Below are 19,074 nucleotides of genomic sequence, written 5' to 3' on the forward strand. Positions count from 1 at the left end.
CCTGCATGAGTCTGCAGTGATCCTGTTCGTCGTGGCCGTGGCGTTGGGCGGCGCGGCCATCGGGCTGTTCATCAGTGCGGCTCGCGACACCGCCACATGGGAAGACGACCGACGGCAGGTGGCGATGATGCGTGGTTGGGAGCGCCGACACCAGGGCGGTCCCTTCGACCAGAAGGCTCGTCCGATGCCACAGGTCAGCTCGGTCTACGCGCGGCCGGCCAAGGAAAACCCGGCGCCGCTGCCGTCGCGTCCGGGCCAGACACGACGCCTCTGGGGTGGACTGGTGGCAGCCTGCTCGCTGCTGGCATTGGCTGCCGCGTTCGCGGCTTCCTGAGTCAAGACTGCGTCAAGTCTGCGCTCCGCCGTCGTGGGCTGTCGGTGTCGGCTGGCAGAGTGTACGAATGGCGCTCGCGGTCGAAGCTGAAGATCTCCTCAAGCACTACAAGGACGTGAAGGCGGTCGACGGCATCTCCCTGCAGGTGCCCGAAGGTAGTGTGCTGGGCGTGCTCGGCCCCAACGGCGCGGGCAAGACGACCACCGTGCGCATGTTGACCACCCTCATCCCGCTCGACGGTGGACGCGCGCGAGTGGCCGGCGCCGATGTCACCACCCAGGCGCAGGACGTCCGGCGCAAGATCGGCGTCTCCGGTCAGTACGCCGCTGTCGACGAATACCTGACCGGCTACGAAAACCTCGAACTCGTCGGCCGGCTCTACCACTTGGGACGTAAGGCCGCCCAGGCGCGGGCGCGTGAACTGCTCGCGCAGTTCCGGCTCGAGGACGCCGCCAACCGCCCGGCCAAGACCTACTCCGGAGGCATGCGGCGCCGGCTCGACCTCGCCGGCGCGCTGGTGGCCCGGCCGCCGGTCATCTTCCTGGACGAGCCCACCACCGGTCTCGATCCACGCAGCCGCGGGGACATGTGGGAGGTCATCACCCAGTTGGTCGGTGAGGGCACCTCGGTGCTGCTCACCACTCAGTACCTCGAGGAGGCCGACCGGTTGGCCGACAACATCGTGGTGATCGACCACGGCCGCATCATCGCTGAAGGCACGGCCGACCAGCTCAAGGCGCAGGTCGGCGGCGAACGCCTGGAGATCACCGTCGCTGACTCCGAGCGGGTCGAGGACGCCGTCCGCGTGCTGGGCCGGATCGGCTCGGGTGAGGTCAACTCCGATGCCCACGGCCGTCGCATCACCGTGCCGGTCGAAGGAGGCACGCAGTCCTTGTTGGCCGCCGTGCGCCGGTTGGACGAGGAGTCGATTGCCGTGCAGGACATCGGGATTCGCAGGCCAACCCTTGATGATGCGTTCCTGTCGCTCACCGGGCGCAGCGCCGAGAGCGCCGATGCCGGCGACGACGCAGAGGGAGAGGTGGCGTGATGAACGAGTTCTTCAGCGACGCCACGGCCGTCGCCAAGCGCAACCTGTTGAAGATCAAGCGGGTGCCCGACCTCATCATCTTCAGCACCTTGCAGCCGATCATGTTCGTGCTGCTCTTCGGTTATGTCTTCGGCTCGCTCGCCGGTTCGGGTGCAGGCGTCCAGGGTGGCTACCGCGAGTTCATGATGGCGGGCATCTTCACCCAGACGATCATCTTCGGCGCCACGATCACCGGTTTCATGATGGCCGAAGACATGCAGAAGGGTGTGATCGATCGGTTCCGCACCCTGCCGATGCACCCCAGCGCCGTGCTCACCGGTCGCACCTTCACCGATGTGTTGAACAACGTCCTGGTGCTGGTCGTGATGTCGCTGACCGGTCTGCTCATCGGATGGCGGATCAGGGGCAGCTTCGTCGACGCCGCCGGCGCCTATCTGTTGATGTTGGGTTTCGCGTTCGCGCTCTCGTGGGTCTTCGCCTTCATCGGTCTCAAGGTGCGCTCGCCGGAGGTGGTCAACAACGCCTCCTTCATGGTGATCTTCCCGGTCACCTTCATTGCCAACACCTTCGTACCGGCCGAGAACATGCCCGCCCTGCTGAAGACCTTCGCCGGATGGAACCCCGTCTCGACCATCACGCAGGCAGCGCGGGAGAACTTCGGCAACCTGTACGCGCTCTCCGGCGGTGCCGACCACGCTGCCGTGGAGAAGGCGACCCGGTACACCTGGGCGTTGCAGCACCCCACTCTCTACACCGCGATCTGGGCCGTGGTGCTGCTCGCGATCTTCGTCCCGCTCTCGACCCGGGCGTACCAGAAGGCAGTGGCCAAGTAGCTCGGGGCGATCATGTGACGACACGACGAAGGCCGCCCGGCTGACCGGGCGGCCTTCGTATGAGTGTGAGTGTGGGTCTGGATCAGCCGTCGTAAGGCACGGCGTCGATGATCTTCACCTTGATGGCCTTGCCGCTCGGGGCGAAGTATTCGGTGCTCTCGCCCTTCTTCTTGTTCAGGATGGCGGCACCCATCGGCGACTTCTCCGAGTAGACCTCCAAGCCGGAGTCGTCGGCGATCTCGCGGCTGCCGAGCAGGAACTTCTCAGTGTCGCCGAGCAGTTCGACGGTGACGACCATGCCCGGCTCGACAACGCCGTCATCGGCCGGCTTCTCACCGACAGTGGCGTTGCGAAGGAGGGCCTGGAGCTGACGAATGCGAGCTTCCATCTTGCCCTGCTCGTCCTTGGCCGCGTGGTAGCCGCCGTTCTCCTTCAGGTCGCCCTCGAGGCGAGCCTCTTCGATGCGCTTGGCGATCTCGTGGCGACCCTCGCCCGACAGGTGGTCGAGCTCGGCCTTCAGGCGGTCGTAAGCCTCCTGGGTGAGGAAGGTCGCCGAAGCGTCCGCAGTGCTGGTCACGGTCATCTCCCTTGTGGCGGGGCTTTCCCGCCATGCGTAGTAAAACTGAAGGTCCGGGCGGCTCGCGCTTGATGGCGAGGCCCAGACCTGCGATACGTGAAAGTCCGATATTACGCGCAGATGCGACCGCTGTCACACCGAAACGCCATTCGTGCAGACCCGCAGGCTACGTACGCGGGTGTCAGCGAAGTTCGCAGCGGGTGACTTCGCCGGTCACCGCGGGGGCGATCGTCCGGACCGATCGGGTGTAACGGGTGCTGCTGAGTGAGCTGGCCGGTAGGTCGACCTGGGTGCGGCCGACTGTGGTGTGGTCGAGGTCGTACGCCACGATCGTGCAGCTGACCGCGCGGCCGTCCTGATCGGTGACATCGAAGGTGACATCGACCTGTTGCGGGCTCGTGATCTTCACCGCGACCGGATTCCACGAGATTCCCCGGGTGGCCGAGATGCCGAACCAGATAGCCACGATGCTGGTGAGGACGATCGCGACGCCGCCGAACGACCACCACTTCCTGCTGAAAGTGCCCACCAAGCCTGGCGCGCTGCGCTCCTCCTCCTCGGCGGAGAGACCGTCCGGGTCGATGCTCATGGGATGAGAGAATATGCGGCGGTCAGTGACAAGAAACGACGAGGTGAACCTGTGACGCAGCAGCTGCGACTCCTGGCGGTGCACGCGCATCCGGACGATGAGTCGAGCAAGGGATCGGCGACGATGGCGAAGTACGTCGCCGAAGGCCACCCGGTGATGGTTGCCACCTGCACCGGTGGCGAACGGGGAGACATCCTCAACCCGCGCTTGCAGAACGACCCGGAGATCAAGCGTGATCTCAGTGAGGTGCGCCGCCGCGAGATGGCCGCCGCGCAGGAGGTGCTGGGCATCGAGCACACCTGGCTCGGTTTCGTCGATTCCGGTCTGCCCGAAGGCGATCCGCTTCCGCCGCTGCCGGCCGGCTGCTTCGCGCTGGAGCCCCTCGATGTCACCACCGAGGCGCTGGTGCGGGTGATCCGCGAGTTCCGTCCGCACGTCATGACCACCTACGACGAGAACGGTGGCTACCCCCACCCCGACCACATCATGTGTCACGACGTGTCGCTCGCAGCCTTCCGTGCCGCTGGCGACCCGGATGCCTTCCCACACGCGGGTGCTCCGTGGCAGCCGCTGAAGCTCTACTACGACCGCGGTTTCTCCCGGGAAAAGCTGGCGGCGATGCACGAAGGTCTGATGGAGCGCGGCAAGGAGTCGCCCTTCGCCGAATGGCTGTCGCGCTGGGACGAGCGCGGGCCGGTGCGGGTCACCACCCGCATCGAGTGCTCCGACTACTTCGGCCACCGGGAGCGGGCGCTGTTGGCGCACGCCACCCAGATCGACCCCGACGGTTCGTTCTTCGCACTGTCGGCGCAGGAACAAGCCCAGTTGTGGCCCACCGAGGAATTCGAGCTCGCGCTGTCGTACGTCACCGCGCCGGAGGGCGAGGACGACCTCTTCGCCGGCCTCGGATCCGTCGCCGAAGCTGACAACCTTGCCATCAACCCGCCGTCGCTTGCGATCGACGAACTGCGTGAACGGACGGTGGCCTGATGCTCAGCGCCCCCACCCCGGCCGGAAACATCACCGCCGGTCTCGGTGGCTTCCTGGTGTTGTTCTTCCTGGCGGTGTCGTGCTGGTTCCTCTTCCGCAGCATGAACACCCGGCTGCGCCGGATGCGCTACGAATCAGGCGACCTCACCAGCAAGCACAAGCAGGAGAATGCCGACGGTCGGGGCGACGCCGGCGAGGTCTGACCCGACGTCGGTGGGGGATCACCGATCGCGCAGGATGGCCAGCACGACCGCCGCGAAATGCGCACTGAATGCCAAGAGCGTCAGCGCGTGGAAGATCTCGTGGAAGCCGAACCACTTCGGGAACGGATCCGGACGCTTGAGCCCGTACACCACGGCGCCCGCGGTGTAGAGCAGACCACCGATGGTGATGAGCGTGACGATCAGCAGACCGCCCTGCTCGTAGAGCGGTTTGAAATAGAAAACCGCCACCCAGCCGAGCGCGACATAAATAGGCACGTACAACCAGCGCGGAGCTCTGACCCACAGCACCCGGAAGAGCACGCCGGCGATCGCCCCGCTCCACACGATCACCAGCAGTTGGGTGTCCTGCGGATGGGGAAGCAGGGTGAGCGCGAAGGGCGTGTAGGTGCCGGCGATGATCAGGAAGATGTTGGCGTGGTCGAAGCGCTTCAGTAGGCCCTCGTAGCCCGGTGACCACGTGCCGCGGTGGTAGACCGCCGAGATGCCGAAGAGCATTCCGGCAGTGAGGGTGAAGACGGCCGTCCCGATGCGTTCGCGCACGGTGGGAGCGATGACGGTCAGCAGCAAACCCGCGACCATGGCCGTGGGGAACATGCCCGTGTGCAGCCATCCCCGCAGCCGCGGCTTCACCCGTTCGAAGAGTTCGGCGGCGTCCTCCTGCATCTGTTCGACGCGTTGCCCGATCTGGCTCATGAGTCGATCGTATGACCGTTTGTCCGGAACCGCCTCGCCTGTCCGCGGCGTCGGAGCACCGGCGATGTGGCACAGGCATATCGTGTACCTGTGGGCGACCCGTCAGGCGAAGGAGAACAGCGCAATGCGCGGACCGAGTGACCTGGTCTACAGCGCGTACGAGCGTCACCTCGCGCGCTCCCTGCCGACCGAGAACCTCCCGCGGCACGTCGGCGTCATGCTCGACGGCAATCGACGCTGGGCCAAGGCCCGCGGCACCGACACCGCAGCCGGCCACAAGGCAGGCGCCGACAACATCGCCCCGTTCCTCGGATGGTGTGAGGAAGCCGACGTCGAGGTCGTCACCCTCTGGCTGCTCTCCACCGACAACCTCAACCGTCCCGCCGACGAACTCGAGCCGCTGGTCGCGATCATCGAAGGCGTTGTCACCGAACTCGCCGGACGTATGCACTGGCGCATCAACCCCGTCGGCGCGCTCGCGATGCTGCCGCAACGCACCCAACAGGTGCTCGCCGAAGCCGCCGCGCAGACAGCCGACGTCGACGGACTCATCGTCAACATCGCCGTCGGATACGGCGGACGCCAGGAGATCGCCGAAGCGGTGCGCTCACTCCTGCGGGCACACGCCGCCGACGGCACCTCCATCGAACAGCTCGCCGAGATCCTCAACGTCGAGCACATCGCCGAACACCTCTACACCAAGGGCCAACCCGATCCCGACCTGGTGATCCGCACGTCCGGTGAGCAACGTCTCGGCGGCTTCCTGCTCTGGCAGAGCGCCTACTCCGAGTTCTACTTCTGCGAGGCCTACTGGCCTGACTTCCGCCGCGTCGACTTTCTCCGTGCATTGCGGGCCTACGCAGATCGCGATCGCAGGATGGGCAAGTAGGAGTCGACGCGGCGTCCGTCCTGTTCTGGATGGCGCCCCTCCTCTCGCGGATGCGCTTCGCAGGCTCTGCGCATCCGCGTCGTCGGGTCGGCTTCTTCCGCCGCGTCGACTTTCTCCGTGCATTGCGGGCCTATGCGGATCGCGACCGCAGGATGGGCAAGTAGCTCACACACTTCGCGTGACAACTGTGACGCGTGATTCTGGTGTGGTGAACGGTGCGTGGAGCATCGGATAACACTCGATGAAAGCGGCGACACGCGCGTCGTGGCTGGCGATGTCGCCGCTCGGCAGACGTACATTCGAGCCAACGGCGAACATCCCGTTCGACGTTCGGGAGGCCCACTTCATGCAGCGACCGATTGCTGCGGACAAGGGGCCGGTCTCGGCCCAGTGGGTTCGATACCGGCACACCATCCGCGAGTAGCCGCGAATCAGCGCGCGGCAAGAGGAGTCGCCATGACCTCAGATCTCGAGCAGGCCCGCACCTACGTGCTCGACACGTCAGTGCTGTTGTCCGATCCCCGCGCCACCACCCGCTTCGCTGAGCACGAGGTCGTGCTGCCCGTCGTGGTCATCTCAGAGCTCGAAGGCAAACGCCACCACCCAGAGCTCGGCTACTTCGCCCGTTCCGCCCTACGGATGCTGGACGACCTGCGCGTCGAACACGGCTCGCTGCACGCGCCCGTGCCTACCGGCGGTGGAGGCTCGCTGAGAGTCGAGCTCAACCACACCGATCCCAACTCGCTGCCGGCAGGATTCCGGTTGGCAGACAACGACACTCGCATTCTCGCGGTGGCCCGCAATCTCGCCGATGAAGGTCGCGATGTCACGGTGGTGAGCAAGGACCTCCCCATGCGGGTCAAGGCGTCGGCCGTCGGCCTGAACGCCGAGGAGTACCGGGCCGAGTTGGCGGTCGACACCGGCTGGACCGGCATCACCGAACTCGACATCACCGCCGAGGAGATGGACACCCTCTACGACGAGTCGCGTCTCGAACACTCCGTGGCGGCCGAACTGCCGTGCAACAGCGGGGTTGTCCTGCTCGGCCCGCGCGGAAGCGCGCTCGGACGAGTCATGCCCGACAAGTCGGTGCGACTCGTGCGCGGCGACCGCGACGCCTTCGGGCTGCACGGACGCTCGGCCGAGCAGCGCATCGCCCTGGACCTACTGCTCGACCCCGACGTCGGCATCGTCAGCCTCGGCGGACGCGCCGGCACCGGTAAGTCGGCGCTCGCACTGTGCGCCGGGCTTGAAGCGGTCATGGAGCGGCGCCAGCACCGCAAGGTGATCGTCTTCCGTCCGCTGTACGCCGTCGGAGGGCAAGAACTGGGCTACCTACCCGGCACCGAGAACGAGAAGATGGGGCCGTGGGCCCAGGCGGTCTTCGACACTCTGAGCGCCGTCGTCTCGCGCGAGGTGATGGAGGAGGTCATGGATCGTGAACTGCTCGAGGTGTTGCCGCTCACCCATATTCGTGGTCGCTCCTTGCACGACGCCTTCGTGATCGTCGACGAAGCGCAGTCGTTGGAGCGCAATGTCCTGCTCACCGTCCTGTCGCGGATCGGCCAGAACTCGCGCGTCGTGCTCACCCATGACGTCGCCCAGCGCGACAACCTCCGGGTCGGGCGCCACGACGGCATCGCCGCGGTGATCGAGAAACTGAAGGGCCACCCGTTGTTCGGCCATGTCACCCTCACCCGCTCCGAACGCAGCCCGATCGCCGCCCTGGTGACCGATCTGCTCGAAGGCAGCGACATCTGAGTCGGACGCAGGATCGGCGTGAGTTCGGTGCCGTCGCACGCATGACAAAGGCGCTCAACTCACGCCGATTCACGCGTATTGCCTACAGTGTGTTGAATCATGGTGGGGAATCGCGCGATGACCGCGCTGTATTGGGTGATCGGCTTCGCGCTCGCAGTTCTGGCGGGTGTCGGAGGAGCCGCATGGGGTAACTCCGAGGCGCCGACCTTCGAGAACGAAGAGACGGGTGGCACGCCCGCGACGGGCGCTTCGAGGCTGATGTTCAGCATTTTCGGCGGACTCCTGGGAAGCCTCGGGGTGCTCGCGGTCTTCGCCGCGATCTACATGGTGTTGTGGGTGCGCGCGCGACGAGCCAATCCGCCGGTCGAGGAAGAGCACTTCGAGGACGACGACACCCTGCTGGACGAAATGGAGTTCGGCGACGACGAACAGGTTGACGAGGCACCCACCGAGGCGCCGCGGGCCTGAGTCGCACCACGTCCCAGCACAACCGCGGCCTCTGCTTTCACCCGCGGTAGCTGCAACGGCTGCGCCCGCGAGTATCCGCCGCGTTTGTGGCTGGAACCGCCGCGTTTGCGGGCGCGCCCGGGATGGGGCCCGCCCGGCAAAGCTCAGAGCTTGCGCAGGCTCACCCGGCTCACGCCGTGGGAGGAGCTCTTGCTCAACACGAGGGTGGCCCGGCTGCGGGTCGGGGCGACATTCTCGATGAGGTTGGGCCGGTTGATCTCGTCCCAGATCTGATTGGCCCGCACGACCGCTTCCTCGTCGGTGAGAGAGGCGTACCGGTGGAAGTAGGAATCCGGGTCGGCGAATGCCGTGCCCCGTAGCCCCAGGAACCGGTTGACGTACCACGACCGGATATCGGGCTCGCGCGCGTGCACGTAGACCGAGAAGTCGAAGTAGTCCGACACCGCCAGTGTGTTGCGGCGCCCGGCGACAGGTTGTGAGGGTTGCAGCACGTTGAGCCCTTCGACGATCAGGACGTCGGGCTGCCGGACGACGATGCGCTCGCCCTCGACGATGTCGTAGGTGAGGTGGGAGTAGACCGGCGCGCTCACCTCGTGCTTGCCCGATTTCACCTCGGCGACGAAGCGCACCAGCGAGCGGCGGTCGTACGACTCCGGAAAACCCTTGCGGTTCAGGATCCCGCGCCGCTCGAGCTCGGCGTTGGGGAAGAGGAAACCGTCGGTGGTGATGAGCTCGACACGGGGCGTGCCCTCCCAGCGGGCCAGGAGTTCCTGCAGGATGCGCGCGGTGGTCGACTTGCCCACGGCGACCGATCCGGCGACGCCGATGATGAACGGCGTCTTCTCCGGGCGCTCGCCGAGGAAGTCGGATGTGACGCGATGCAGCCCGGCCGTGGCCCCGGCATAGAAGTTGAGCAGTCGGGAGAGGGGGAGGTAGACCTCCTCCACCTCGGCAAGGTCGAGATGATCGCCGGCGCCGCGCAGTCGGCGGACGTCCTCCAGCGTCAGGCTCATCGGGTGGGAGTCACGCAGCCGGGCCCATTGGGCGCGGCTGAACTCCAGATACGGCGACTCTGCCGAAGTGGTCGGGCGGGACACGCGTCACATTCTGACCGATGCAGTACCGAAGTGGTCGGGCGAGGGTCTCGCAAGGCTCTAGGCTGTCGCCCATGTGTGGAATTGTCGGATATGTCGGCGCGGCCGATGACCAGCGCGCCCTCGAGGTTGTGATGGAGGGTCTGGCGCGGTTGGAATACCGTGGCTACGACTCGGCGGGAGTTGCTCTCGTCTGCGACGACACGGTCGAGGTTCGTAAGCGTTCCGGCAAGCTCGCCAACCTCGTCGCGGAGATCAAGGCGCACCCGCTCGACGCATCGCGCACCGCGATCGGTCACACCCGGTGGGCCACCCACGGCGGCCCGACGGACGAGAACGCCCACCCGCACCGCGGCGGCACTGACTCCAAGTTCGCGTTGATCCACAACGGCATCATCGAGAACTTCCACAGCCTCAAGAACGAACTGCTCGACGACGGCGTCGAGTTCGCCAGCGAGACCGACACCGAAGTCGTCGCACAACTGCTCGCCAAGGAATTCGACGGCGACCTCACCGAGTCGATGCGACGCGTCGTCCAGCGACTCGAAGGTGCGTTCACCCTCCTCGCGGTGCACGCCGACCAGCCCGACGTCGTCGTCGGCGCCCGTCGCAACAGCCCCCTGGTCGTCGGTCTCGGCGAGGGCGAGAACTTCCTCGGTTCCGACGTCGCCGCCTTCATCGGCTACACCAAGCAGGCGATGGAGATGGAGCAGGACCAGATCGCCACCATCACCCCCACCAGCGTCGAGGTCATCAACTTCGACGGCTCGCCTGCGCAGGGCAAGCGCTTCGAGGTCACCTGGGACGCTGCCGCGGCGGAAAAGGGCGGCTACGACACCTTCATGGAGAAGGAGATCAACGACCAGCCGCACGCCGTCGCCGACACGCTGCTGGGCCGCACCGACGACAACGGCGAACTCGTGCTCGACGAGCTGCGCATCAGCGAGGAAGAGCTGAAGTCGGTCGACCGCATCACCATCGTCGCCTGCGGTACGGCCGCATACGCCGGCATGGTGGCGAAGTACGCGATCGAGCACTGGACCCGGATCCCGGTCGAGGTCGCTCTCGCACACGAGTTCCGTTACTGCGACCCGATCGTCAACGAGCGCACGCTCGTGGTCTCGATCAGCCAGTCGGGCGAGACGATGGACACCCTCATGGCGGTCAAGCACGCCCGTGACCTGGGTGCCCGCACCATCAGCATCTGCAACACGCACGGGTCGACGATCCCGCGTGAGTCGGATGCAGTGCTCTACACCCACGCCGGCCCGGAGATCGCCGTCGCCTCCACCAAGGCATTCCTGGCCCAGATCACCGCCTGCTACATCCTGGGTCTCTACCTCGCGCAGCTGCGTGGCGGCACCTTCGCGCAGGATGCCAAGAGTGTGCTGGCCGAACTGCACGGCGTGCCGGAGAAGATCGAGGAACTGCTCGGCTCGATGGGCCGCGTGCGCGAAATCGCTCGCTTCATGTCCGACACCCGCTCGGTGCTCTTCCTCGGACGTCAGGTGGGCTTCCCGATCGCAATGGAGGGTGCGCTCAAGCTGAAGGAACTGGCCTACATCCACGCCGAGGGCTTTGCTGCCGGTGAGCTCAAGCACGGCCCGATCGCCCTGATCGACGCCGGTCAGCCGGTCTTCATCATCGTCCCGGGCCCCGACACCCCGCACGGCCTGCACGGCAAGGTGGTCTCCAACATCCAGGAGATCCGCGCTCGCGGTGCCCGCACGCTCGTGATCGCCGAAGAGGGCGACGAGGCCGTCGTGCCATTCGCAGACGAGGTCATCCGCGTGCCGCACACCTCGCCGCTGCTGCAGCCGCTGCTGACCGTCGTCCCGCTCCAGGTCTTCGCGCTCGAGCTCTCGACCGCCAAGGGCCTGGACGTCGACCAGCCGCGCAACCTCGCGAAGTCGGTCACGGTCGAGTGATCCTGGGCGTCGGCATCGACCTGGTCGTGATCGACCGGTTCTCCGCCGCGCTCGAACGCACCCCGGCATTACGCACCCGCCTGTTCACCCAGAGTGAGCAGGCGGGTGCGCCGTCTTCGATCGCCGGACGTTTCGCCGCCAAGGAAGCCATCGCCAAGGCCCTCGGCGCCCCGGGAAATCTGCACTGGACGGATGCCGTCGTGCACAAGACCCCGGCCGGGCAGCCCTACTTCCGGGTGACCGGCACTGTCGCGGCCCGCGCTCGCGATCTGGGGGTGGAGCGGTTCCACCTGTCGATCTCCCACGACGGGGATTTCGTCACTGCTGTCGTCATCGCCGAGGGATCCACAAGAATGAATCCGGATGTGCCCGACGCCTTCGAAATCGACCAGGAGACAACGTGATCCGTGCTTACAGCATCGCCGACGTCCGTGCTGCCGAGGACGAGGTGCGGGCCGCGCTCGACGAGGGCGAGTTGATGCAGCGAGCCGCGCTCGGCCTGGGGCAGGTGGCCTGGGCACGACTCACCGAGGGCGACCGGGTGGTCGTGCTGGCCGGGTCGGGAGACAACGGCGGCGATGCCCTGTACGCGGCTGCACATCTGGCCGAGGCCGGGACGAATGTGGTCGCCGTGCTGGTCGGCTCGCGCACTCATGAGGCAGGTCTGCGCACTGCCGAAGCAGAAGGCGTCATTGCTCTGGAGTGGCGCGGAGGTGAGCCTTCGGACGAGGTCACGACTGCCCTCAGTGAAGCGGATCTGGTGATTGACGGCATCGTGGGCATCGGCGCGACGCCCGGTCTTTCCGAGCACCTCGTCGGCTTGAACGAACTCATTGCCGCAGACGCTTACCTGCTGGCCGTCGACCTGCCCTCGGGCCTCGATCCTGCGGGCCTGGTGTCGGCACCCAGTCTCTTTGCGGACGAGACGGTCACCTTCAGCCTCCTGAAGCCCTGCCATCTGTTGCCGGCGGGCGAACTGGCCTGCGGGCAACTGACGGTGGTCGACATCGGTGTGCCCGAGCCTGATTCGCCGGCGGTGGTGCGCTACGAGGCAGCGGATGTCGACCGCCGGTGGCCGGTGCCCACCGCGTACGACGACAAGTACTCGCGCGGCGTGCTCGGTTTGGTGACCGGAAGCGAGACCTACCCGGGAGCAGCCGTTCTCGGCGCGGTTGCGGCCGTCACAGTGGGCGTCGGGATGCTGCGCTACGTCGGTCCCGGTAACGCGACCGACCTCGTGTTGGCGGCCGCTCCGGAGGTGGTGCCCGGACCAGGACGGGTGCAGGCGTGGGCGCTCGGTTCCGGCTGGGACGGTCGCGGCGGGGCACCCGGTCTCGTCGACGAGATCTTCGAGTCGGATCTGCCCGTGCTGCTGGACGCGGGTGCGTTGGAGCTCATCGATGAACCCCGCTCTGGCCCAACGCTGCTCACACCGCATGCGGGTGAACTGTCCCGGTTGGCCGAGCGCCTCGGCTGCTCGCAGAAGTCCGGAGTGGAAGCGGCGCAGCAGGTGGCCGACCTGCTGGACGCCACCGTGCTGCTCAAGGGCGCGGTGACGGTGATCGTCCCGCCGAGGTCGTCCGGTCGTCCGGTCATCACGCAGGCGGATGGTTCGCCGTGGTTGGCCACGGCGGGCTCGGGCGACGTCCTCGCCGGAATCGTCGGGGCTCTGCTGGCTGGGGGGCTACCCGTGGACGAGGCTGCCGCAGCGGGTGTGCTGGTGCACGGCACCACTGCCCGCGACGTTGGAGCCGGCGGGCCGGTGCGTTCCGTCGACGTCGCACACCGGTGCGGCGAGACGGTTCGCCGGCTGTTGCAAGCCTGAATTCGGCGGCGATCGGCCAGGCCTGGTTCGATACGCGCATGGCTGCTGTCGTCGATGTGCTGATGCGGCTGTCAGGCTCGACCCGCACCCCACGGCTGAATGTCGCGCTCGCCGGCCTGATGGCCTTCGTCGCCGGCGTCCTCAACTCCGTCGGATTCGTCGCTGTCGCGGTCTACACCTCCCACATGACCGGCATCACCGCAGGCATCGCCGACAGCCTCGCCGAGGGCAAGCTGCGCTTCGTCGGTATCGGCGCCCTCGCGATCGCGAGCTTCCTGCTCGGCGCGATGGCCTGCGCGTGGATCTTCAACTGGGGTCGCCGTCGCGACCTGCACGGCAAGTTCGCGAACGTACTCGCGCCGAGGCGATGCTCATCCTGTTGTTCGGGTTGCTCGCAGATCGCCTGGTGTGGGCCCATCGAAACCTGGTCTTCGTCGCCATCCTCTGCCTGACGATGGGTCTGCAGAATGCGCTCATCACGAAGGTCTCGGACGCGCAGATCCGCACCACCCATGTCACCGGAATGGTCACCGACATCGGCATCGAGCTCGGCAAGTTCAGCTATCTGCACCGCAGTCACGACCGCGACCCGGTGGTCGCAGATCGCAGCAAGCTGGGCATTCTGGCTCTCCTGGTCGGGCTCTTCTTCGTCGGCGGCGTGGTCGGCGCGCTCGGTTACCCGGCGTACGGCTTCCTGACCCTTGTGCCTCCGGCGCTGTTGTTGTTGCTCGTCGGGTTGCCGCCGGTGCTCGCCGACCTGCGGGCCCAGTCCGCGCGCTGATCCTGGTGGCGTCGGGCTGGTGGCGAGCCTGGGCACCCACGGGAACCGGGTGATGGGAAGATGGATCGCTATGTCTACGACCCTTTCTGGCAACGCCCCGGGCCGCATCACGGTTGATCTGGATGCGATCTCGGCCAACGTTCGCGCCCTGAAGTCGATGGCCGGCTCGGCCCAGGTGATGGCGGTGGTCAAGGGCGACGCCTACGGGCACGGTCTGATCCCGTCCGCCCAGGCCGCCGTCCGTGGCGGCGCCACCTGGCTCGGCGTGGCCCAACTGGACGAGGCGATCCAACTGCGCGCCGCTGGGGTCGAGGTCCCGGTGCTCACCTGGTTGCACGCGCCCGGTCTCGACTTCATCCCGGCGGTGGAGCAGGGCATCGACATCGGGGTGCCGGCGATCTGGGAGCTCGAAGCAGTGGTCGCCGCGGCACGGGCCACCGGCCGCACCGCGCGGGTGCAGCTCAAGGTCGACACCGGGCTTGCCCGCAACGGTGCCTTCGGGGCCGACTGGACGGCGCTGGTCGAGGCGGCGCGCCCCTACGTCGCAGAGGGTGCCATCGCGGTCACCGGCGTTTTCACCCACTTCGCTTACGCCGATTCCCCGGCGCATCCGACCGTCCGGCTCCAGCAGGAGAAGTTCGCGGACGCCGTGCGCGACTGCGAACGGGCGGGGTTCGACCTCGAGGTGCGCCACATGTCCAACTCGGCGGCGACGCTCACCCAACCGGAGGCCGCGTGGGACATGGTGCGTCCGGGCCTTGCCGTCTACGGCCTGTCGCCGGTGCCCGATCTGGGATCACCGGCCGACTACGGCTTGCGTCCGGCCATGACGGTCTCGGCCAATGTCACCGTGGCCAAGCGCATCCCTGCCGGTCAAGGAGTCAGCTACGGACAGACCTACATCGCGCCGGATGAAACCACCGTGGTGGATGTGCCGATGGGTTACGTCGACGGGGTGCCGCGTTCGGCATCGTCCAAGGGGCCGGTGCAGATCGGTGGGCAGCGTTACACCGTGTCGGGCCGGGTGTGCATGGACCAGTTCGTCGTCGACGTCGGTGATGCCTCGGTACAGGCAGGCGACGAGGTGATCCTCTTCGGTGATGGCAGCGCCGACGGCCCGACGGCTCAGGACTGGGCGGAGGCAGCCGGCACGATCAGCTACGAGATCGTCGCTCGGATGAGTTCGCGCCTACCGAGGATCTACGTGGGCGGCGACGCCTGATGGCCGGTGGAGTGCTCGGTGTAGGTATCGGAATCGTCGCGGCAGCCGCTGCGGCGGCGGCCGGTGTGGGTGCCGAACGCCTGGTGCGCGCGCGACAGACGGCGATCGACCTCGGTGTCGAGGACGACTTCGTCGACATTCCCGACCACGAAGCAGCGGTGATCAGCGATGCCGTGCCGTTGCACGTCGAGATCGATGATCCGTCGCCCGGCAGCCCCACCCGCCAGCCGACGGTCGTCCTGTCACACGGCTACACCCAGCACCACGGCGTCTGGCACTACCAGCGAAAGGCGTTGCGGGACGCCGGTTTCCGCGTCGTGCTGTGGGACCACCGCGGACACGGCCAGTCGGAGATCGGAGACCCGGCGAGCTACACCATCGAGCAACTGGGCCGCGACCTGCACGAGGTGATCGGGCAGATCGTGCCGAAGGGCCCACTGATCCTCATCGGTCACTCGATGGGTGGCATGGCCATCATGGCGCTCGCCGAGCAGTTCCCGGAAGTGGTGAGTGAACGCGTTGTCGGCGCAGGCTTCATCTGCACCAGTTCAGGGGCGCTCAGCACCGTCGACTTCGGGCTGGGCAAGCAGATCGGGGCGGCTGTGCACCGGCTCGGCCCCGGCACGGTCTCACGGTTGTCGACCCGGCAGAAGCTGGTCGACACCGCTCTGAGGGCCGGACGTGACGTCGAGGACTTCCTCGTGCACCGCTACTCCTTCGGGTCGGACGTGCCGATGGCCGTGGTGCGTTACACCGCCGACATGATCTTCCAGACGCCGATGTCGGTGATCTCGGCCTTCATGCCCACGCTGCTCGCGCACGAACGCACCGACGGCCTCGCAGCTTTCGACGGCATCGAGACGCTGGTGATGCACGGGCAACAAGATCGCATCGTGCCGCGCAAGCACGCCGACGACATGGTCGCCCGCATGCCGCACTCGGAGTACATCGTGGTGGAGGCATCGGGCCACATGCTGCCGCTCGAGCACCCGGAGATTGTCAACACCGAGGTGGTCGCACTCGCTGAACGTTCCTGTCGCGCAGTCGATTCCGGCAAACGACGCGCTCGTGGGGTGCCGCGCAATGTCACCGACCTGCGCGCGGGTGGACGCAGCCGACGCACCACCAAGCGTGCGGCCGCGAAATGAAACCCGTCGTCCTTCCCGATCGGGCGAGCACCCAGGAGTGGGGCCGGCGACTGGGCTCCCTGCTCGCCGCCGGAGACTTGCTGGTGCTCACCGGCGGACTCGGTGCGGGCAAGACCACGCTGACCCAGGGCATTGCCGAAGGGCTCGGGGTGCGTGGTCCGATCACCTCGCCCACTTTCGTCATCGCGCGGGTGCATCCCTCGCTCGTCGGCGGACCAGAGTTGGTGCATGTGGACGCCTACCGTCTCGACGGCGCCCTTGAGCTGGACGACCTCGACCTCGACTCCGACCTGGACGAGGCAGTCACGATCATCGAGTGGGGGGCAGGCCTCGCCGAAGAACTCTCGCCCGACCGGCTCGAACTCGTCATCGACGTCGACACCACGACGGAGGAACGGCGAATCACGCTGATTGCCAACGGCGCTCGCATGCATGAACTGATCGCTCAGTTGGAGGCGAAGTCATGACGGTCTTGCTCGCCATGGACACCTCTACGACCGCGGTCACGGCTGCACTGGTGCAGGACGACTCGGTGCTGGCGCTCACCACCGAGTTGGACGGTCGCCGCCACACCGAGATCCTCATGCCGTTGGTTGCGCGCACCTTCGCCGAAGCCGGCATCGCCAGGGATGCCGTCGACGGCATCGCGGTGGGCGTCGGCCCCGGGCCGTTCACCGGGCTGCGGGTGGGCATCGCCACGGCCGAAACCCTGGGGCTCGTGCTGGGCGTGCCGACGTACGGCGTGTGCAGCCTCGACGCGATCGCGCTGTCGGTGCAGAGCCTGGACGACGCGCCACAGGAGTTCCTCGTCGCCACCGACGCACGCCGCAAAGAGGTCTACTGGGCGCAGTACCGCGACGGTGATCGCCCCGCGGGGCCTGATGTCGAGCGCCCGGCCGAACTTCCGCAGGAGCTTCGCGCGCTGCCCACGGCCGGGCGCGGTCCGGCGCTCTACCCGGAGTCCTTCCCGACAGCGTTGCCCGTGCTCGATGTCTGCGCAGCAGACCTGGGCCGTCTGGCCGCTCGGCGGCTCGCTGCCGCAGAAGAGTTGCTACCGCTGCAGCCGCTCTACCTGCGGCAGCCCGACGCAGTGCCCTCGGCCGGGCAGAAGTCGGCGCTCACCTCGCTCGCCGGTCAGCGCAGGCGCAAGCCGTGAGCACGGTGCGCGAGATGCGCTGGCAGGACATCGACGAACTCGTCGACCTTGACCGCGAGCTCTTCGGCCACGAGGCGTGGAGCCAGCAGACCTGGTGGGCTGAGCTCGCCGGTCGCCCGCAGCGGCAGTACCGCGTGGTCACCGACGACCACGGCATCCTCGGATACGCCGGGGTCGACTGCCCGGGCGATGTCGCCGATGTCATGACCATCGCCGTGCAACCCCGTGGTCGGGGCAGTGGGCTCGCCACTGAACTGGTCACCTGGATGCGTGAGACGGCAGCCGGATCCGGCGCTGAGGCGCTGCTGCTTGAAGTGCGGGCAGACAATGTGGCGGCCCGAAAACTATACGACCGCAACGGTTTTGAGCAGATCAGTGTGCGGCGCGGCTACTACCAACCCGAAGGAGTGGACGCGATCATCATGCGGGCACTGCTGAACGGCGCTGACGGAGGCAGTCATGAATGAGCCCGTCGTACTCGGGATCGAGAGCTCGTGCGACGAGACCGGTGTGGCACTGGTGCGCGGCACCACGCTGCTCGGCGACTCCCTGGCCAGCAGCGTCGATGAGCACGTGCGTTTCGGGGGAGTAGTGCCCGAGGTGGCCAGCCGGGCCCACCTGGAGGCGATCATCCCGACGATCGAACGAGCCTGTGACGACGCCGGGCTCACCCTCGCCGACGTCGATGCCATTGCGGTCACGGCCGGACCAGGGCTGGCCGGCGCCTTGATGGTGGGTGTGTCGTCAGCGAAGGCGCTGGCCTGGGCTCTCGACAAGCCGTTGTACGGCGTCAACCATCTGTGCGCCCACGTGTGCGCCGACGTGCTCGACCACGGTCCGTTGCCGGAGCCGACGATGGCGCTGCTGGTCTCCGGCGGCCACACCGACCTGCTGCTCGTGCGCGACATCGTGACCGACGTCCAAGCGCTGGGCCGAACGATCGACGACGCGGCCGGAGAGGCCTTCGACAAGGTGGCCCGTGTGCTCGGTGTGCCCTATCCGGGTGGCCCACACCTGGATCGCCTTGCGCAACAAGGCGATCCGACGGCGATCCGGTTTCCCCGAGGGCTCACCTCAGCCCGCGACCTGGAGAAGCACCGCTTCGACTTCTCCTTCTCCGGCCTCAAGACGGCCGTGGTGCGGTGGGTGCAGCAGCGGCAGCAGGACGGACTGGACGTGCCGCTCGCCGATGTCGCGGCCAGCTTCTCGGCCGCGGTTGCCGACGTGCTCACCCGCAAGGCGATCGACGCCTGTCAGGAGTTCGGCATCAACGATCTGCAGATCGGTGGGGGAGTCACGGCCAACACTCAATTGCGCACGATGGCCGAAGAGCGTTGTGCCGCAGCGGGAATCAGCCTTCGCGTGCCCCGTGTGCGGCTGTGCACCGACAACGGCGCGATGGTCGCCGCTCTCGGTGCCCAGGTGGTGGCTCGCGGCGTGCCGCCGACCAGCCTCGCGCTCGGCACCGACTCCTCGCTACCGGTCAGCACGTCCTTCGTCGCCTGAGGCGTCAG

The 19,074-nt window shown here is 67.1% G+C and carries 23 protein-coding genes; 19 read left to right on the forward strand and 4 right to left on the reverse strand.

Annotated elements, in window-relative coordinates; all coding sequences use genetic code 11:
- Positions 1–16: 16 nt before the first annotated feature.
- From J5M86_RS03375 to J5M86_RS03385, 3 genes are all read left to right on the forward strand, one after another.
- Positions 17–334: a hypothetical protein gene (locus tag J5M86_RS03375; protein ID WP_188061646.1), complete on the forward strand. Its 318-nt coding sequence runs from the start codon at positions 17–19 to the stop codon at positions 332–334.
- Positions 335–401: 67 nt separating this feature from the next.
- Positions 402–1,382 carry an ATP-binding cassette domain-containing protein gene (locus tag J5M86_RS03380; protein WP_188061645.1) on the forward strand — a complete coding sequence of 327 codons (981 nt, stop codon included), beginning with the start codon at positions 402–404 and terminating at the stop codon, positions 1,380–1,382.
- A complete protein-coding gene (locus tag J5M86_RS03385) occupies positions 1,382–2,215 on the forward strand; it encodes an ABC transporter permease (RefSeq protein WP_188061644.1) in 834 nt (277 codons plus the stop codon). Before J5M86_RS03380 ends, J5M86_RS03385 begins: the two co-directional genes overlap by 1 nt.
- A gap of 82 nt (positions 2,216–2,297) precedes the next feature.
- On the opposite strand, the gene greA is transcribed toward J5M86_RS03385, so the two are convergent.
- Together greA and J5M86_RS03395 are read right to left on the reverse strand one after the other, a co-directional pair.
- Positions 2,298–2,792 carry a transcription elongation factor GreA gene (gene greA / locus J5M86_RS03390; RefSeq protein WP_188061643.1) on the reverse strand — a complete coding sequence of 165 codons (495 nt, stop codon included), beginning with the start codon at positions 2,790–2,792 and terminating at the stop codon, positions 2,298–2,300.
- 181 nt (positions 2,793–2,973) lie between these two features.
- A complete protein-coding gene (locus tag J5M86_RS03395) occupies positions 2,974–3,381 on the reverse strand; it encodes a DUF4307 domain-containing protein (protein ID WP_188061642.1) in 408 nt (135 codons plus the stop codon).
- A 51-nt stretch (positions 3,382–3,432) separates the two neighbouring features.
- Here J5M86_RS03395 and mca point away from each other — a divergent pair, with 51 nt between their 5' ends.
- Both mca and J5M86_RS03405 read left to right on the forward strand, forming a co-directional pair.
- Positions 3,433–4,371: a mycothiol conjugate amidase Mca gene (gene mca, locus J5M86_RS03400; RefSeq protein ID WP_188061641.1), complete on the forward strand. Its 939-nt coding sequence runs from the start codon at positions 3,433–3,435 to the stop codon at positions 4,369–4,371.
- The gene (locus tag J5M86_RS03405; protein ID WP_188061674.1) at positions 4,371–4,574 is read left to right on the forward strand and encodes a hypothetical protein; all 204 of its coding nucleotides are present in this window, start codon (positions 4,371–4,373) and stop codon (positions 4,572–4,574) included. Before mca ends, J5M86_RS03405 begins: the two co-directional genes overlap by 1 nt.
- An 18-nt stretch (positions 4,575–4,592) precedes the next feature.
- Here J5M86_RS03405 and J5M86_RS03410 read toward each other — a convergent pair whose 3' ends face one another.
- The gene (locus J5M86_RS03410) at positions 4,593–5,288 is read right to left on the reverse strand and encodes a hemolysin III family protein (protein WP_188061640.1); all 696 of its coding nucleotides are present in this window, start codon (positions 5,286–5,288) and stop codon (positions 4,593–4,595) included.
- Positions 5,289–5,412: 124 nt separating this feature from the next.
- Here J5M86_RS03410 and J5M86_RS03415 point away from each other — a divergent pair, with 124 nt between their 5' ends.
- The 3 genes from J5M86_RS03415 to J5M86_RS03425 all read left to right on the forward strand — a co-directional run bounded on the left by J5M86_RS03415 (position 5,413) and on the right by J5M86_RS03425 (position 8,406).
- Complete coding sequence (locus J5M86_RS03415; protein WP_188061639.1) at positions 5,413–6,177, forward strand: isoprenyl transferase; 765 nt, start codon at positions 5,413–5,415, stop codon at positions 6,175–6,177.
- Positions 6,178–6,633: 456 nt separating this feature from the next.
- Positions 6,634–7,938: a PhoH family protein gene (locus J5M86_RS03420; RefSeq protein ID WP_188061638.1), complete on the forward strand. Its 1,305-nt coding sequence runs from the start codon at positions 6,634–6,636 to the stop codon at positions 7,936–7,938.
- A gap of 99 nt (positions 7,939–8,037) precedes the next feature.
- The gene (locus J5M86_RS03425) at positions 8,038–8,406 is read left to right on the forward strand and encodes a hypothetical protein (RefSeq protein WP_188061637.1); all 369 of its coding nucleotides are present in this window, start codon (positions 8,038–8,040) and stop codon (positions 8,404–8,406) included.
- Positions 8,407–8,549: 143 nt separating this feature from the next.
- Here J5M86_RS03425 and coaA read toward each other — a convergent pair whose 3' ends face one another.
- Positions 8,550–9,503: a type I pantothenate kinase gene (coaA, locus tag J5M86_RS03430; RefSeq protein WP_188061636.1), complete on the reverse strand. Its 954-nt coding sequence runs from the start codon at positions 9,501–9,503 to the stop codon at positions 8,550–8,552.
- 71 nt (positions 9,504–9,574) lie between these two features.
- On the opposite strand from coaA, the gene glmS reads away from it, so the two are divergent.
- From glmS to tsaD, 11 genes are all read left to right on the forward strand, one after another.
- A complete protein-coding gene (gene glmS / locus J5M86_RS03435) occupies positions 9,575–11,428 on the forward strand; it encodes a glutamine--fructose-6-phosphate transaminase (isomerizing) (RefSeq protein WP_188061635.1) in 1,854 nt (617 codons plus the stop codon).
- Positions 11,425–11,832, forward strand: coding sequence for a holo-ACP synthase (locus J5M86_RS03440; protein WP_188061634.1), 408 nt, complete (start codon positions 11,425–11,427; stop codon positions 11,830–11,832). Before glmS ends, J5M86_RS03440 begins: the two co-directional genes overlap by 4 nt.
- Positions 11,829–13,253: an NAD(P)H-hydrate epimerase gene (locus J5M86_RS03445; RefSeq protein WP_188061633.1), complete on the forward strand. Its 1,425-nt coding sequence runs from the start codon at positions 11,829–11,831 to the stop codon at positions 13,251–13,253. The genes J5M86_RS03440 and J5M86_RS03445 overlap by 4 nt, the downstream gene beginning before the upstream one ends.
- A gap of 38 nt (positions 13,254–13,291) precedes the next feature.
- Entirely contained in the window at positions 13,292–13,705 is a 414-nt protein-coding gene (locus J5M86_RS15585; RefSeq protein ID WP_255427680.1) for a DUF1275 family protein, read from the forward strand.
- Positions 13,621–14,034 carry a YoaK family protein gene (locus J5M86_RS15590; protein WP_255427679.1) on the forward strand — a complete coding sequence of 138 codons (414 nt, stop codon included), beginning with the start codon at positions 13,621–13,623 and terminating at the stop codon, positions 14,032–14,034. The genes J5M86_RS15585 and J5M86_RS15590 overlap by 85 nt, the downstream gene beginning before the upstream one ends.
- 70 nt (positions 14,035–14,104) lie before the next feature.
- Positions 14,105–15,256, forward strand: coding sequence for an alanine racemase (alr, locus tag J5M86_RS03455; protein WP_188061632.1), 1,152 nt, complete (start codon positions 14,105–14,107; stop codon positions 15,254–15,256).
- Positions 15,256–16,404, forward strand: coding sequence for an alpha/beta fold hydrolase (locus J5M86_RS03460; RefSeq protein WP_188061631.1), 1,149 nt, complete (start codon positions 15,256–15,258; stop codon positions 16,402–16,404). The genes alr and J5M86_RS03460 overlap by 1 nt, the downstream gene beginning before the upstream one ends.
- Positions 16,401–16,871, forward strand: coding sequence for a tRNA (adenosine(37)-N6)-threonylcarbamoyltransferase complex ATPase subunit type 1 TsaE (gene tsaE, locus J5M86_RS03465; RefSeq protein WP_188061630.1), 471 nt, complete (start codon positions 16,401–16,403; stop codon positions 16,869–16,871). Before J5M86_RS03460 ends, tsaE begins: the two co-directional genes overlap by 4 nt.
- A complete protein-coding gene (tsaB, locus tag J5M86_RS03470) occupies positions 16,868–17,560 on the forward strand; it encodes a tRNA (adenosine(37)-N6)-threonylcarbamoyltransferase complex dimerization subunit type 1 TsaB (RefSeq protein WP_208965094.1) in 693 nt (230 codons plus the stop codon). The genes tsaE and tsaB overlap by 4 nt, the downstream gene beginning before the upstream one ends.
- A complete protein-coding gene (gene rimI, locus J5M86_RS03475) occupies positions 17,557–18,027 on the forward strand; it encodes a ribosomal protein S18-alanine N-acetyltransferase (RefSeq protein ID WP_244328460.1) in 471 nt (156 codons plus the stop codon). Before tsaB ends, rimI begins: the two co-directional genes overlap by 4 nt.
- Positions 18,020–19,066, forward strand: a complete 1,047-nt coding sequence (gene tsaD / locus J5M86_RS03480) for a tRNA (adenosine(37)-N6)-threonylcarbamoyltransferase complex transferase subunit TsaD (protein WP_188061629.1) — start codon at positions 18,020–18,022, stop codon at positions 19,064–19,066. Before rimI ends, tsaD begins: the two co-directional genes overlap by 8 nt.
- Positions 19,067–19,074: the final 8 nt, after the last annotated feature.

The sequence above is a fragment of the Yimella sp. cx-51 genome, from assembly GCF_017654605.1.
Classification (GTDB): Bacteria; Actinomycetota; Actinomycetes; order Actinomycetales; family Dermatophilaceae; genus Yimella.